Annotated in this window: 15 protein-coding genes; 8 read left to right on the top strand and 7 right to left on the bottom strand. The window is 54.5% G+C overall.

The annotated features are described in order from the left end of the window. Positions 1–2: 2 nt before the first annotated feature. Together selD and ACQG0S_RS08915 are read right to left on the bottom strand one after the other, a co-directional pair. Complete coding sequence (gene selD / locus ACQG0S_RS08920; RefSeq protein ID WP_022647796.1) at positions 3–1,046, bottom strand: selenide, water dikinase SelD; 1,044 nt, start codon at positions 1,044–1,046, stop codon at positions 3–5. Positions 1,047–1,162: 116 nt separating this feature from the next. After that, positions 1,163–1,714 (bottom strand): NAD(P)H nitroreductase, encoded by a 552-nt coding sequence (locus ACQG0S_RS08915; RefSeq protein WP_022647795.1) that lies wholly within the window; start codon positions 1,712–1,714, stop codon positions 1,163–1,165. 167 nt (positions 1,715–1,881) lie between these two features. Here ACQG0S_RS08915 and sppA point away from each other — a divergent pair, with 167 nt between their 5' ends. The 4 genes from sppA (at position 1,882) to ACQG0S_RS08895 (ending at position 6,945) form a co-directional block, all read left to right on the top strand. After that, complete coding sequence (gene sppA, locus ACQG0S_RS08910) at positions 1,882–3,738, top strand: signal peptide peptidase SppA (RefSeq protein WP_023299888.1); 1,857 nt, start codon at positions 1,882–1,884, stop codon at positions 3,736–3,738. Between the two features lie 62 nt (positions 3,739–3,800). Next, on the top strand, positions 3,801–4,817 hold the full coding sequence (gene ansA, locus ACQG0S_RS08905) for an asparaginase (protein WP_048966337.1): 1,017 nt from the start codon (positions 3,801–3,803) through the stop codon (positions 4,815–4,817). 9 nt (positions 4,818–4,826) lie between these two features. Continuing rightward, positions 4,827–5,468: a bifunctional nicotinamidase/pyrazinamidase gene (gene pncA / locus ACQG0S_RS08900; RefSeq protein ID WP_426750242.1), complete on the top strand. Its 642-nt coding sequence runs from the start codon at positions 4,827–4,829 to the stop codon at positions 5,466–5,468. Between the two features lie 223 nt (positions 5,469–5,691). Continuing rightward, positions 5,692–6,945, top strand: a complete 1,254-nt coding sequence (locus tag ACQG0S_RS08895; protein WP_022647792.1) for a glycoside hydrolase family 18 protein — start codon at positions 5,692–5,694, stop codon at positions 6,943–6,945. 51 nt (positions 6,946–6,996) lie between these two features. On the opposite strand, the gene ACQG0S_RS08890 is transcribed toward ACQG0S_RS08895, so the two are convergent. Continuing rightward, positions 6,997–7,269 (bottom strand): YeaC family protein, encoded by a 273-nt coding sequence (locus ACQG0S_RS08890; RefSeq protein ID WP_022647791.1) that lies wholly within the window; start codon positions 7,267–7,269, stop codon positions 6,997–6,999. A gap of 41 nt (positions 7,270–7,310) precedes the next feature. Beyond that, entirely contained in the window at positions 7,311–7,724 is a 414-nt protein-coding gene (msrB, locus tag ACQG0S_RS08885; protein WP_022647790.1) for a peptide-methionine (R)-S-oxide reductase MsrB, read from the bottom strand. Positions 7,725–8,065: 341 nt separating this feature from the next. Here msrB and gapA point away from each other — a divergent pair, with 341 nt between their 5' ends. Further along, positions 8,066–9,061 carry a glyceraldehyde-3-phosphate dehydrogenase gene (gapA, locus tag ACQG0S_RS08880; protein ID WP_006809136.1) on the top strand — a complete coding sequence of 332 codons (996 nt, stop codon included), beginning with the start codon at positions 8,066–8,068 and terminating at the stop codon, positions 9,059–9,061. A 74-nt stretch (positions 9,062–9,135) separates the two neighbouring features. Continuing rightward, positions 9,136–10,020 (top strand): D-hexose-6-phosphate mutarotase, encoded by an 885-nt coding sequence (locus ACQG0S_RS08875; protein ID WP_022647789.1) that lies wholly within the window; start codon positions 9,136–9,138, stop codon positions 10,018–10,020. 66 nt (positions 10,021–10,086) lie between these two features. On the opposite strand, the gene ACQG0S_RS08870 is transcribed toward ACQG0S_RS08875, so the two are convergent. Then, positions 10,087–10,833 carry a MipA/OmpV family protein gene (locus tag ACQG0S_RS08870; RefSeq protein WP_023299885.1) on the bottom strand — a complete coding sequence of 249 codons (747 nt, stop codon included), beginning with the start codon at positions 10,831–10,833 and terminating at the stop codon, positions 10,087–10,089. 432 nt (positions 10,834–11,265) lie between these two features. Between ACQG0S_RS08870 and yeaG the strand changes: the two genes are divergently transcribed. Both yeaG and ACQG0S_RS08860 read left to right on the top strand, forming a co-directional pair. Further along, a complete protein-coding gene (yeaG, locus tag ACQG0S_RS08865) occupies positions 11,266–13,200 on the top strand; it encodes a protein kinase YeaG (RefSeq protein ID WP_006809140.1) in 1,935 nt (644 codons plus the stop codon). An 89-nt stretch (positions 13,201–13,289) separates the two neighbouring features. Further along, positions 13,290–14,573, top strand: coding sequence for a YeaH/YhbH family protein (locus ACQG0S_RS08860; protein ID WP_137048206.1), 1,284 nt, complete (start codon positions 13,290–13,292; stop codon positions 14,571–14,573). Positions 14,574–14,830: 257 nt separating this feature from the next. Here the strand turns inward: ACQG0S_RS08860 and ACQG0S_RS08855 are convergent, their stop codons facing one another. Together ACQG0S_RS08855 and ACQG0S_RS08850 are read right to left on the bottom strand one after the other, a co-directional pair. Next, a complete protein-coding gene (locus tag ACQG0S_RS08855) occupies positions 14,831–15,151 on the bottom strand; it encodes a hypothetical protein (RefSeq protein ID WP_137048204.1) in 321 nt (106 codons plus the stop codon). Further along, a complete protein-coding gene (locus ACQG0S_RS08850; protein ID WP_134677274.1) occupies positions 15,151–15,390 on the bottom strand; it encodes a hypothetical protein in 240 nt (79 codons plus the stop codon). Before ACQG0S_RS08850 ends, ACQG0S_RS08855 begins: the two co-directional genes overlap by 1 nt. Between the last annotated feature and the right edge of the window lie 31 nt (positions 15,391–15,421).

Raw genomic sequence — 15,421 nt, 5'->3', positions numbered from 1 at the left:
AATTAACGGATCTCAATCATCGGGCGGCCACCGCGGGCGGTCACCAGCTCGCCAATGGCCGTCAGGGTGATGCCAAACTCGGCCGCCGTTGCCTGAACGTCAGCTTCTGCTTCCGGCGTCACCGCCAGCAGCAGGCCGCCGGAGGTTTGCGGATCGCACAGCAGATTGCGCCACGCTTCCGGCATTTCGCCCATTAAATGGCCGTAGCTGGCGAAGTTGCGCTGCGTCCCGCCCGGAACGGCGCCCTGAGCAATGTACTCTTCCACGCCCGGCAGCTTCGGCACATCCTGATACCAGACCTGCGCCTGCACGCCCGCGCCCTGACAGACTTCAGAGAGGTGTCCCAGCAGACCAAAGCCGGTCACGTCGGTCATGGCCTTCACACCGTCGATACTGGCGAATGCCGCACCGGCAAGGTTCATCTGGCACATCACTTCCGTTGCCAGACCAATATGCTCGGGCTTCAGCAGGGATTTTTTCTCGGCGGTTGTCAGTACGCCAATGCCCAGCGGCTTGGTGAGGAACAGCTTGCAGCCCGCCTGCGCGGTGCTGTTGCGCTTCACGCGTTCGGTTGGCACCACGCCGGTGACGGCCAGGCCGAAGATCGGCTCCGGCGCATCGATAGAGTGACCACCGGCCAGGGCAATACCCGCCTGCTGGCAGGCAAAGCGTCCGCCTTCGATGACATCGCGGGCAATCTCCGGCGGGAGGGTGTTAATCGGCCAGCCCAGAATGGCGATCGCCATAATCGGCTTACCGCCCATCGCGAAGATATCGCTGATGGCGTTGGTGGCCGCAATGCGTCCGAAGTCGAACGGGTTGTCGACAATTGGCATAAAGAAGTCAGTGGTGCTGATAATGCTGGTGCCGTTACCTAAGTCATAAACCGCTGCATCGTCACGCGTTTCGTTACCGACAAGCAGGTTCGGGTCGACAAACTTCGCCTGTTCACTGTGCAGGATGGTCTCCAGCACTTTCGGGGAAATTTTACAACCGCAACCGGCTCCGTGGCTGTATTGCGTTAAACGAATGGTTTGCTCGCTCATGGACGTCTCCTGTCATCTCAATCGCGCTATGGTAGCGCTCATTCCATAAAGAGGTAAGTATGACTGTCTGAATTCTGCGGCGGATGCTCAGAATCCAGACAGTTTAGCGCGTGTAATTAAAAACGGCTGACGAAAGGCGTGGTGTCCGGCACGCTAATGGTGCTGGAGGCTTTAAGTTGCGGGGTGCCGAGATAGAGGAAGCCGACAATTTTATCGTGTTCACCGCAGGAGAAGCCTTCCCGCACGGCGGCGCTCCCGGTCAGCGGCCCGGTACGCCAGATGCCGTTAAAGCCCTGCGCGACGGCGGCCATCTGCATTGCCATTACCGCGCAACCGGCAGACATCTCCTGCTCCCAGACCGGCACTTTATGGTCGGCCTGGCATTTAGCGACTACCGCGATGATCATCGGCGCACGGAACGGCGCGTTACGGGCTTTATCAATCCCCTTCTCATCCTGGCCTGCGGCAACCGCCCCCTGCTCCAGCAGCTGGCTGAAGCGGTCGCGCCCTTCGCCTTCAATAATAAAGAAGTGCCAGGGCTGCAATGTGCCATGGTCCGGCGCACGCATTCCGGCACGCAGAATGTTTTCCAACTGTTCGCCGACGGGGGCCGGGTCGGCCAGGCGGGAAGCGCTACGACGGTTAACAAGCAGTTCAAGTGCGTCCATTGGTTAACTCCTTTCGTGAAATTTACTCACAAAATTAACACGACAGCAGAATTTGTTACAGCGTGGCAGGCGATTCCTGCTGACAAGTGGCGGTTGGGTCATTACGATAACCGCACATTACCGTCCTGTGGCGACGGAAACAGTCCTTTTCTGGTTAGGGAGAATACATGCGAACCCTTTGGCGAATCTTTGCCGGTTTCTTTAAATGGACGTGGCGACTGCTCAACTTCGTCCGTAACCTGGTGATGAATATCTTCTTCATCTTCCTGGTCCTGGTATGCGCAGGTATCTGGATGCATCTCAGCAGCGCCAGCCAGGCGCAGAATTCGACGCGCGGCGCACTGCTCCTCGATATCACCGGTGTGATTGTTGATAAGCCATCGACCAGCAATCGTCTGGGCGTGATTGGCCGCCAGCTGTTCGGCGCGACTTCAGACCGCCTGCAGGAAAACTCCCTGTTTGATATCGTCGACACGATCCGTCAGGCCAAAGACGATCGCAACATTACCGGTATCGTGCTGGATCTGAAAGATTTTGCCGGAGCCGATCAGCCTTCGATGCAGTACATCGGGAAAGCGCTGCGGGAATTCCGCGACAGCGGTAAACCGGTCATTGCCGTCGGCGACAGCTACACCCAGGGGCAATATTATCTGGCGAGCTTTGCTAACAAAATCTGGCTCTCTCCGCAGGGCACGGTCGATCTGCATGGCTTCGCCACAAATGGTCTGTACTACAAATCGCTGCTCGACAAGCTGAAGGTCACTACCCACGTCTTCCGCGTCGGGACCTATAAATCTGCCGTGGAGCCGTTTATCCGTGATGATATGTCCCCTGCCGCCCGTGAAGCGGACAGCCGCTGGATTGGCGAGCTGTGGCAGAACTATCTCGGCACCATTGCCGCTAACCGTCAAATGACCGCTGAGCAGGTCTTCCCGGGCGCGCGCGGTGTGCTGGAGGGCCTGCGCAAAGTGGACGGCGATACAGCGAAATACGCGCTTGATAACAAACTGGTCGATCGGCTGGGTTCCAGCGCTGAAATCGAAAAAGCGCTGACCAAACAGTTCGGCTGGAGTAAAGAGGACAAGAACTACAGCGCCATCAGCATGTATGACTACGCCGCGAAAAAGCCGGATGACAGCGGTGACAGCATCGCCGTGGTGTTTGCTAACGGGGCCATTATGGACGGTGAAGAAACGCCGGGGAACGTCGGCGGGGACACCACCGCGTCGCAGATCCGCGATGCGCGCCTGGATCCGAAAGTGAAGGCGATTGTCCTGCGGGTGAACAGCCCTGGCGGCAGCGTCAGCGCCTCCGAGGTGATCCGTGCTGAGCTGGCCGCCGCGCGTGCCGCGGGCAAGCCGGTCGTGGTCTCGATGGGGGGCATGGCGGCTTCAGGGGGGTACTGGATCTCGACGCCAGCCAACTACATTGTGGCTAACCCAAGCACGCTGACCGGCTCGATTGGCATCTTCGGCGTGATCAACACCGTAGAGAACAGCCTGGATTATCTCGGCGTTCATACCGACGGCGTTTCCACCTCGCCGCTGGCGGATGTGTCCGTGACTAAATCTCTGCCGCCTGAGGTGTCCGAGATGATGCAGCTCAGCATTGAGAGTGGCTATAAGCGCTTCATCACGCTGGTGGCGGATTCCCGTAAAAAAACGCCAGACCAGATTGACCAGATCGCGCAGGGCCACGTCTGGACCGGCCAGGATGCGAAGAGCAACGGTCTGGTAGACAGCCTGGGTGACTTCGACGATGCCGTGAAGAAAGCGGCGGAACTGGCGAAGCTCAAGCAGTGGCACGTTGACTATTATCAGGACGAACCGACGTTCTTCGATATGGTCATGGACAGCATGTCCGGCTCCGTCCGCGCCATGCTACCGGAAGCGCTTCAGGCGTATCTGCCGGCGCCGGTGGCGACGGCGGCTAAAGCCATGAAAGCGGAGAGCGATAAGCTCGCGACTTTCAACGATCCGCAAAGCCGTTACGCGTTTTGCCTGACCTGTGCGAACGTGCGTTAAAAACCGTCCCCTCTTCCCGTGAAGAGGGGATTTTTTCTTTTGAAGAACAAGAACTCATTACCATGCAGAAGAAATCAATTTATGTCGCCTATACCGGCGGTACCATCGGTATGCAGCGCTCAGAAAATGGCTATATTCCGGTTACTGGCCACTTGCAGCGCCAGCTGGCGCTGATGCCTGAATTCCACCGTCCGGAAATGCCGGACTTTACCATCCACGAATATGAGCCGCTGATGGACTCCTCCGACATGACGCCGGAAGACTGGCAGCATATTGCGGACGATATTAAAGCCCATTACGACCATTACGACGGCTTCGTGATCCTGCACGGCACCGACACCATGGCGTTCACCGCCTCGGCGCTCTCCTTCATGCTGGAGAACCTGGGCAAGCCCGTCATCGTGACCGGTTCGCAGATCCCGCTGGCGGAACTGCGTTCAGACGGGCAGATCAACCTGCTTAACTCCCTGTACGTGGCCGCTAATTACCCGATCAACGAGGTAACGCTGTTCTTCAACAACCGACTGTACCGCGGGAACCGTACCACTAAAGCGCACGCTGACGGCTTTGACGCGTTTGCCTCACCTAACCTGCAACCGCTGCTGGAAGCGGGGATCCATATCCGTCGTCTGGGCACGCCGCCCGCGCCAAATACTGCAGGCGAGCTGATCGTTCACCCGATCACCCCGCAGCCGATTGGCGTGGTGACGATTTATCCGGGTATTTCCGCCGACGTGGTGCGCAACTTCCTGCGCCAGCCGGTGAAGGCGCTGATCCTGCGCTCCTATGGTGTGGGTAACGCCCCGCAGAACGGTGAGTTCCTGAAAGAGCTTCAGGAGGCGAGCGATCGCGGGATTGTGGTGGTCAACCTCACCCAGTGTATGTCCGGAAAGGTCAATATGGGCGGCTACGCCACCGGCAACGCCCTGGCGCACGCTGGCGTGATCAGTGGTTTCGATATGACCGTTGAGGCAACGCTGTCTAAACTTCACTATTTATTGAGTCAGGATCTGGATATTGATTCCATTCGCCGCGCCATGATGCAAAACCTGCGCGGTGAACTGACGCCGGACGAATAAGGAGTTCCCATGAAGCAACGCGCCCTGTTACTGGTCGATTTGCAAAATGATTTCTGTGCGGGCGGTGCGCTGGCCGTCGCGGAAGGCGACAGCACCGTCGACGTCGCGAATTCGCTGATTGAGTGGTGTAAGGCTCGTGATGAAGCGGTGGTGGCGAGTCAGGACTGGCATCCGGCAAACCACGGCAGCTTTGCCAGCCAGCACAACGTTGAGCCTTACAACCAGGGCGAACTGGACGGACTGGCGCAAACCTTCTGGCCCGATCACTGCGTGCAGCAGACGGAAGGCGCTGAGCTGCATCCGCTGCTGAACCAGAAAGCCATCGATGCGGTGTTCCACAAAGGTGAAAACCCAACCATCGACAGCTACAGCGCATTCTTCGATAACGGTCACCGCCAGAAGACGGCGCTGGACGCATGGTTACGCCATCATGAGATCACCGAGCTGATTGTGCTGGGCCTGGCGACGGATTATTGCGTGAAGTTCACCGTGCTGGATGCGCTCCAGCTGGGCTATACCGTGAATGTCATTACCGACGGCTGTCGCGGGGTGAATATTCAGCCGCATGACAGCGCCCAGGCGTTTATGGATATGGCCGCAGAAGGCGCAACGCTGTATACGCTGGCTGACTGGATGGAGACGCAGGCGTAAGCTTTTTTAGCCGGGAGGCGGCTTCGCCTTACCCGGCCTACTTTCTCTGGTTTTGTAGGCCGGGTAAGCATCAGCGCCACCCGGCAAAACCCCTCCCCGATCTCCCATAAAGTGAACTCCCTCGCATCACAAGCGAGGCGGCGATGGTATTCTCTTCAGGCTGTTTTTTCGCCACGCCTTTTCTGTGGCGTGGTTATTTTTATTCAGTCAAAGAGGAACTTATATGAAACGTTTGCCCTTGCTGGCAGCATTACCCTTGCTTTGCGCGTCACTGGCTTCCGCCGCGCCCCTGATGTCCGTGGGCTACTTCAATGGCGGTGGCGATGTTACCGCCGGACCGGGTGGCGATATCAATAAACTCGATGTCCGCCAGATCACACACCTCAACTACTCGTTTGGTCTGGTCTATAACAACGAGAAAGACGAAACCAACCCTGCACTGAAAGATCCGGCAAAACTGCATCAAATCTGGTTATCACCCAAGGTGGCATCCGACCTGGCGTTACTTCCTCAGCTTCGTAAACAAAACCCGAATTTAAAAGTGCTGCTTTCCGTTGGCGGCTGGGGCGCACGTGGTTTTTCTGGCGCAGCGGCTACCAAAGAGAGCCGCGCGGTGTTTATTCGCTCCGCGCAGCAGATCGTCAGTCAATACGGCCTGGACGGGATCGATCTCGACTGGGAGTTCCCGGTCAACGGCGCGTGGGGACTGGTCGAGAGCACCCCAGCCGACAGGGATAATTTCACCGCGCTGTTAAAAGAGATGCGTGACGCGTTTGGTAAGAAAAAACTGGTCACGATTGCGGTGGGCGCAAATGCAGAAAGTCCGAAAAGCTGGGTGGATGTGAAGGCCATTGCCCCCCTGCTTGATTACATCAACCTGATGACCTACGACATGGCGTACGGGACGCAGTATTTTAACGCGAATCTGTATGACTCCAGCGCCTGGCCAACGGTGGCTGCCGCAGACAAATACAGCGTTGATTTTGTGGTGAATAACTATCTGGCCGCCGGCCTAAAGCCGCAGCAAATGAACCTCGGAATCGGTTTTTACGGTCGTGTACCGAAGCGCGCCGTTGAACCGGGTATCGACTGGAGTAAACCGGATGCGCAAAACAATCCGGTCACCCAGCCCTACTTCGGGCCGCAGGAACTGGGCCTGTTCAAATCGCTTGGCTATGACCTGACCAAAGATACCTACGTGAAATACAACGATATCGTCCGCAAACTGCTAAACGATCCGCAGAAACGCTTTACCGAGCACTGGGACGAACAGGCGAAGGTGCCGTGGCTGTCGGTAAAATCCGCCGACGGGAAGGCGCTGTTTGCGATCTCCTATGAGAACCCGCGTTCCGTGGCGATTAAAGCAGATTACATCAAGGAGAAAGGTCTCGCCGGGGCGATGTTCTGGGAGTATGGCGCGGATGACAACAACCAGTTAGCGAAGCAGCTGGCGGAGTCGCTTGGGATCCCGCACTAAGGTGTAGTGTGCCGGGTGGCGGCTTCGCCTTACCCGGCCTACATGGGAGATTTATTTGAAGGTTGCAATCGGCTTCGGCGTGATGCCGAAGTCTTCTTTCAGTTCGCGCTTACTTTTCATCACCATCTGACCGTTAGTGTCGATGGTCATGTGCTGGGCGTTGGTATTGTGACGCGCCTGCCACAGCATCACCAGCTGCAAGCTGTTCTCTTTTTGCTCAGGTGTGAGCGCCACACCGTCCGGCCATTTTCCCAGCTCAACGGCCGTCACCAGTCGCTGATAAACCTCCGGGGTCATGCCTGCAATCATGTCATCAATATTCACGATCTCTCCCTTTCAAAGGAATAATTTGCTGAATCGTTTTTTCAACCCTTGGTCTGGTCGCCGTTTTCGTCATCGGTAAAGCTCATCGAAGCCGAATTTACGCAGAAACGCTCCCCCGTCGGCTGCGGGCCATCCGGGAAGACATGCCCGAGATGGGCGTCGCAATTCCCACAACGAATTTCGGTGCGCACCATGCCGTGCGAGGAGTCCGTCAAATAGCGGATCGCATCATCGCTGACAGGCTCGTAAAAGCTTGGCCAGCCGCAGCCAGAATCGTACTTAGTCTGGGAGTTAAACAGCGGTGCATCACACACCAGGCAGTGGTAGACGCCTTCCCGTTTATTGTGCAGCAAACGCCCGGTAAACGGCGGTTCCGTGCCGTGATTTTGCGTTACGTAAAACTGCATCTCTGTAAGGTTTTTTTTCAAATCGTCGGGGTTATGTTGGTTCGACATATGCTTACATCTCGCTGTTGAAACAGACATCTTTTAACCCAGATTCTAACAAAACATTAACACCCGCGCGTGCACTTTTGATCTAAACTTATGTGTCGCGAAAAGGCGGTCAGGCAATTGTGATCAATTTCACATTTTAATCCTGCAAGGCCTTTAAAATTCCGGGCGCAGCCCCCATGTGGTTGCTAGCTCAAAGGGAAAGTGAGGCGAGTCAGTCGCACAAACGTTAGTCACAGGATTGATTTGTCGCAATGATTGACACGATTCCGCTTGACGCTGCGTAAGGTTTTTGTAATTTTACAGGCAACCTTTTATTCACTAACAAATAGCTGGTGGAATATATGACTATCAAAGTAGGTATCAACGGTTTTGGCCGTATCGGCCGTATTGTTTTCCGTGCTGCTCAGAAACGTTCTGACATCGAAATCGTTGGTATCAACGATCTCCTGGACGCTGAATACATGGCGTACATGCTGAAGTACGACTCAACTCACGGTCGTTTCGACGGCACCGTTGAAGTGAAAGACGGCCACCTGGTTGTTAACGGCAAAACCATCCGCGTTACTGCTGAGAAAGACCCAGCTAACCTGAAATGGAACGAAATCGGTGTTGACGTTGTAGCTGAAGCTACCGGTATCTTCCTGACCGACGAAACTGCACGTAAACACATCACTGCGGGTGCGAAGAAAGTTGTTCTGACTGGTCCTTCCAAAGACAACACCCCAATGTTCGTTCGCGGTGCAAACTTCGAAACTTACGCTGGCCAGGACATCGTTTCCAACGCATCCTGCACCACCAACTGCCTGGCACCGCTGGCTAAAGTTATCAACGACAACTTCGGCATCATCGAAGGTCTGATGACTACCGTTCACGCTACCACCGCTACTCAGAAAACCGTTGATGGCCCGTCTCACAAAGACTGGCGCGGCGGCCGTGGCGCGGCTCAGAACATCATCCCATCTTCTACCGGTGCTGCTAAAGCAGTAGGTAAAGTACTGCCAGAACTGAATGGCAAACTGACTGGTATGGCGTTCCGCGTTCCAACTCCTAACGTATCCGTTGTTGACCTGACCGTTCGTCTGGAAAAAGCTGCTTCTTACGAAGAAATTAAGAAAGCAATCAAAGCTGCTTCCGAAGGCCCAATGAAAGGCGTTCTGGGTTACACCGAAGACGACGTTGTTTCTACCGATTTCAACGGCGAAGTGTGCACTTCCGTGTTCGATGCTAAAGCAGGTATCGCACTGAACGACAACTTCGTGAAACTGGTTTCCTGGTACGACAACGAAACTGGCTACTCTAACAAAGTACTGGACCTGATCGCTCACATCTCCAAATAAGTTGAGATGAGTGCTTGATCCTAAAAGGCGACTTCGGTCGCCTTTTTTATTGTTTTTAGACAGAGGATTGCTTAATGATTAATAAAATTTTTGCACTTCCGGTAGTCGAACAACTTACCCCTGTGCTCTCCCGCCGTCAGATTGACGGCGCCGATATCATCGTCGTCGATCATCCGCGCGTTAAAGCCTCCGTAGCGCTCAATGGCGCCCACCTGCTCTCCTGGAAACCAGAAGGCGAAGAAGAAGGCCTGTGGCTGAGCGAGGCCACCTCGTTCAAAAAAGGGGCGGCGATCCGTGGCGGCGTACCGATCTGCTGGCCATGGTTTGGTCCGTCAGCGCAGCAGGGATTGCCGTCTCACGGTTTCGCCCGTAACCAGCAGTGGACGCTGAAAGCCCACAACGAAGATGATAACGGCGCGGTGTTGACCTTTGAACTTCAGGCAAATGATGAAACGCGCGCCCTGTGGCCACATGAATTCACCCTCTATGCCCGCTTCAAGCTGGGTAAAACCTGCGAGATTGAACTGGAAGCGCACGGCGAATTCGAAACAACGTCCGCCCTGCACACCTATTTCAACGTAGGCGACATTCAGGCCGTTAAGGTGAGCGGACTTGGCGATACCTTTATCGACAAAGTGGACAACGCGAAAGAAGGCAGGCTGGACGACGGCGTTCAGAGCTTCCCGGACCGTACCGACCGCGTGTATCTGCACCCGGAAGCATGTAGCGTCATCCACGACAGCGCGTTGAACCGCGGCATTGACGTGGTTCACCACCACCATAGCAACGTGGTGGGCTGGAACCCGGGCCCTGCCCTTTCCGTCAGCATGGCAGATATCCCGGATGACGGTTACAAGACCTTCGTGTGTGTGGAAACCGCGTGCGTGACCGCCCCGCAGAAAACCAGCGAAGAAAAACCGTCCCGCTTAGGCCAGACGATCAAGATTGTGAAGCGCTAATATTTATCAGGCACCATAAAAAACAAACGGGGCGCAAGCGCCCCGTTTTAATACATCACGTTCTGGTCAGAACTTGTAGGTCACACCCACGGAGAAGATGCCGGACCAGGACTTGTCGACCATCGGACTGTCCTTCACTTCGTCGCTCAGACGGGTATAACGGCCAGTACCGTACACGTTCCAGTCACCGAGGAAGTTATACGAGGCGGTGAGTTCCAGGTACGGATCCCAGCCATCATCAGCGCTGTAGCTCTTCAGACCACTGCGGCGAGACTCAGCCTTAGACACGCCATAGTAGTAGTCATTGTAATTCTCGCTGCTGTACTGCACACCGATACCCGGCGTCAGGGTCACCGCGCCGTTGGTATAGCGATAAAGCCACGCCAGATCCCAGATGAAGCCATTGCTGTTGTCCAGGGTATCGCCCGCCAGCGCCGTGCGCAGGAAGCCATACTGGGTATTATGGACGTAAGAAAGCCCGGCCATCAGTGAGCTTCTGCGCTTGTCCAGCTGACGAAGCGCATTGCTGTCGCTGTCGCCTGGTTTAAAGTACGTTGGGTCGTAATAGGCCATGATGGAGAGCTTATCGGCCGTATCGTTCCACAGATAGTAGCCGCCGCCCAATCCACGGAACCAGAAGTTATCGCCTTCATAGGTGACAACGGGGACAGGATAAACGTCGCGGTCATACTGCTTGTACGGGCTGTTGATCACGCCAGCACCCGCGCCAACAGTCCACTGGCTCTCAGCCTGTACGGTGCTCGCTGCGGTAGCGGCAAGGATGCCCAATGCCAGAAGTTTGAGTTTGGTCACAATCCATTCTTTCCTGTAGTCAAATAATCAGCGGGTGAAGTGTAACCGCCATTCCCGTACATCCCAAAATTTTTTGCGCGCGAATCCATTTGATTAACCCGTTATTTTTCATTTTTCAGATGACATCCCGCTTTCATTTATGTGACCGATAAATGAAAAACCCCCTTTTCGCTTATAACCGCAGTGGAAATTTTTGGATGAGTTATTGATATGTCATTGAAAGTAGATTTTATCCGTATGCAAGTTTTGCAATTGCCATCTACGCTTTAATTTAAGAAGAGGTTTTGCTGAACACCCTGCGGTTCATAGCCTTCGACCTGGCACACAGGTTGCTGCTCTGGCAGTGAGGTGCGAAAGATTCTCTTCCGGGAGCCTCCACTACTCATACGAACGGCTCTTATCCTGTGCTAAAAAACGAAAGGACGGCATGCCATGAATATATTCGATCACTATCGCCAGCGCTACGAAGCTGCCAAGGACGAAGAGTTCACACTGCAGGAGTTTCTTACCATTTGTCGGCAAGATCGCAGTGCCTATGCCAATGCGGCAGAACGGCTATTGATGGCTATCGGTGAGCCAAACATGGTTGATACTGCCCTGGAGCCACGGCTTTCCCGTCTTTTTTCGAATCGGGTAGTCGCCCGATACCCGGCGTTTGAAGAGTTCTATGGTATGGAAGATGCCATTGAGCAGATCGTCTCCTACCTGAAGCATGCCGCTCAGGGGCTGGAAGAGAAGAAACAGATCCTTTACCTGCTGGGTCCCGTCGGCGGGGGTAAATCCTCCCTGGCTGAACGGCTGAAAGCGCTGATGCAGCGCGTGCCGATCTATGTGCTGAGCGCCAACGGCGAGCGCAGCCCGGTCAATGACCATCCGCTGTGCCTGTTTAATCCGCAAGAGGATGCGCAAATTCTGGAAAAAGAGTTTGGCATTCCGCATCGCTATCTCGGTACGATCATGTCGCCGTGGGCGGCAAAACGCCTGCACGAGTTTGGTGGGGACATCACCAAATTCCGCGTCGTGAAAGTGTGGCCGTCTATCCTCGAGCAGATCGCCATTGCTAAAACTGAACCCGGTGACGAGAACAACCAGGACATCTCGGCGCTGGTGGGTAAAGTCGATATCCGTAAGCTGGAACATCACGCGCAAAACGACCCGGATGCCTACGGCTATTCCGGTGCGCTGTGCCGCGCCAACCAGGGGATTATGGAATTTGTCGAGATGTTTAAAGCACCGATCAAAGTGCTGCATCCGCTGCTGACCGCCACCCAGGAGGGGAACTACAACGGGACGGAAGGTATTTCCGCCCTGCCGTTTAACGGGATTATCCTCGCCCACTCGAACGAATCTGAATGGGTGACCTTCCGTAACAACAAAAACAATGAGGCGTTCCTTGACCGCGTGTACATCGTCAAAGTGCCTTATTGCCTGCGGATCTCCGAGGAGATCAAGATTTACGAAAAACTGCTCAACCACAGTGAGCTGGTCCATGCCCCTTGCGCACCGGGAACGCTGGAAACGCTGTCGCGCTTCTCGATTCTGTCGCGCCTGAAAGAGCCGGAAAACTCCAGCATTTACTCCAAAATGCGCGTTTATGACGGCGAAAGCCTGAAGGATACCGACCCGAAAGCGAAATCGTACCAGGAATACCGCGATTACGCCGGGGTCGACGAAGGGATGAACGGTTTGTCGACGCGTTTCGCGTTTAAGATCCTCTCCCGCGTCTTTAACTTCGACCACGCGGAGGTGGCCGCCAACCCGGTTCATCTGTTCTACGTGCTGGAACAGCAAATTGAACGTGAACAGTTCCCACAGGAGCAGGCTGAACGCTACCTGGAGTTCCTGAAAGGCTACCTGATCCCGAAATACGCCGAGTTTATCGGCAAAGAGATCCAGACCGCCTACCTGGAATCCTATTCCGAATACGGCCAGAACATTTTCGATCGGTACGTCACCTACGCTGACTTCTGGATCCAGGATCAGGAGTACCGCGACCCGGATACCGGCCAGCTGTTTGACCGTGAATCCCTGAACGCAGAGCTGGAAAAAATTGAGAAACCGGCCGGGATCAGCAACCCGAAAGACTTCCGAAACGAGATTGTGAACTTCGTGCTGCGCGCCAGAGCGCATAACAACGGCCGCAATCCAAACTGGACCAGCTACGAAAAACTACGCACGGTTATAGAGAAGAAAATGTTCTCTAACACGGAAGAGCTGTTGCCGGTTATCTCGTTCAACGCCAAAACCTCAACCGACGAGCAGAAAAAGCACGACGATTTTGTCGACCGTATGATGGAAAAAGGCTATACGCGCAAACAGGTCCGCCTGCTTTGTGAATGGTATCTGCGCGTGCGTAAATCGTCTTAAAACAAGTGCCCGGTAACGCGCTTACCGGGCCAACAAAATGTCCGGCACTTACGGACGCTGCAAGTTGGCAAATGCAGTACGGGGGATATATGACCTGGTTTATTGACCGGCGTCTTAACGGCAAAAACAAGAGCACGGTGAATCGCCAGCGCTTCTTGCGCCGTTATAAAGCGCAAATTAAACAGTCGATCTCCGAGGCCATCAACAAACGCTCGGTGACCGACGTCGACAGCGGCGAATCCGTCTCCATTCCCAACGATGACATCAGCGAACCGATGTTTCATCAGGGGCGTGGCGGTCTTCGCCATCGCGTGCACCCAGGTAATGACCACTTCGTCCAGAATGACAGAATCGAGCGGCCACAAGGCGGAGGCGGCGGTTCTGGCAGCGGTCAGGGACAAGCCAGCCAGGACGGTGAAGGCCAGGATGAGTTCGTCTTTCAGATTTCAAAAGACGAATATCTCGACCTGCTGTTTGAGGATCTGGCCCTGCCGAATCTGAGAAAGAATCAGCACCGTCAGCTCAACGAATACAAAACCCATCGCGCGGGTTATACCGCAAACGGGGTGCCCGCCAACATCAGCGTGGTGCGTTCACTGCAAAACTCGCTGGCGCGACGCACGGCGATGACGGCAGGCAAACGGCGCGAACTGCGCGAGCTGGAAACCAGCCTGAAAGTGGTGGAAAATACCGAACCGGCGCAACTACTGGAAGAGGAGCGCCTGCGAAAAGAGATCGCCGAACTGCGGGCGAAGATCGACCGGGTACCGTTTATCGACACGTTCGACCTGCGCTACAAGAACTACGAAAAACGTCCGGAGCCTTCCAGCCAGGCGGTGATGTTCTGCCTGATGGACGTGTCAGGTTCAATGGATCAGGCCACCAAGGATATGGCTAAGCGTTTTTATATTCTGCTCTATCTGTTCCTGAGCAGAACGTATAAGAACGTGGAGGTGGTCTACATCCGCCATCACACTCAGGCGAAAGAGGTGGATGAGCATGAGTTTTTCTACTCGCAGGAGACCGGTGGCACCATCGTGTCGAGCGCCCTGAAGCTGATGGATGAGGTGGTAAAGGAGCGCTACGACCCGGCGCAGTGGAACATCTACGCCGCACAGGCATCGGATGGCGATAACTGGGCGGATGACTCACCCCTGTGTCATGAAATTCTGGCGAAGAAGATCCTGCCGGTGGTGCGCTACTACAGTTACATTGAAATTACCCGTCGCGCCCACCAGACGCTGTGGCGAGAGTATGAGCATCTGCAAGCGATGTTCGATAACTTTGCGATGCAGCACATTCGAGACCAGGATGATATCTATCCGGTCTTCCGGGAACTGTTCCAGAAGCAGAATTCGACAACCTCCAATTAAATGTTATTAATCAGCCAGTTAACTCTGTTTTTCTGGCTGATTTTATTGCATTTTCATCCTCATTTTTCTCCATGTTTTTCATTCACTTAAATTTTATTTTGGGGAATGCGATTTTGAAGAAGTGATTATGCAAAACTTCCTTTGAGCTTTAGGATGCCATCATGGGATGGAGGTTAAAATTCTCTCGTTCCGACCAAACCACACAAAAAACCAGCCGCTTATGGCTGGTTATTCGTCAGTGAAGCATGGGGAACTTTCTATATTGCAGGGCAATCATCATCTAATGCACGATTGATGAAGAACGTCACTCTACCCAATACCTCAACTTCTTCCAGCGCTGACCCTTCGATCGCTTCGCCGTCGTCTGTTATGAGCGATCGTCCCATCAGCTTGGCAAACTGTGTGTGCCCGTCGCACAAAATCAGCAACACATCTCCTGGTGTCTTCATCACTACAGGCTCGATAACCGCGAATCCCATATCAGTTTCAAGAACCCTGCTGTCGGCACCCATGTTGCACAGAATTTCGGGAGTGAGCTGGCGCTCAACGTAATCAGCTGCTGGTGATGCAAATCCCATCAGTGGACCCTCCCCATGTTACGCAGGATCCAGTATCTGTTATCACTGCCGTCAGTTGTCTTGTCAGCGAAGCCTGGCTGATTGCGCTCTATCCACTTGTTTGCATCGTCACGGGTGAAGTGCCAGTTAAAACCACGCAACTTTTCTATAAAGCTGTCTGTTCTCAGGTAGCGGTAGCCCTTTGGGTTAAGCTCTATGGCCGCAATAAAGGCGGCCTGAATATCTGAAATTCGGGGCATAATCTGCACTCCCTTTATTACTGTGTTTATA

The organism is Enterobacter cloacae complex sp. 418I7 (genome assembly GCF_050030705.1).
In the GTDB taxonomy this organism is placed as follows: domain Bacteria; phylum Pseudomonadota; class Gammaproteobacteria; order Enterobacterales; family Enterobacteriaceae; genus Enterobacter; species Enterobacter intestinihominis.
This window is presented reverse-complemented; position numbering and strand designations above follow the sequence as displayed.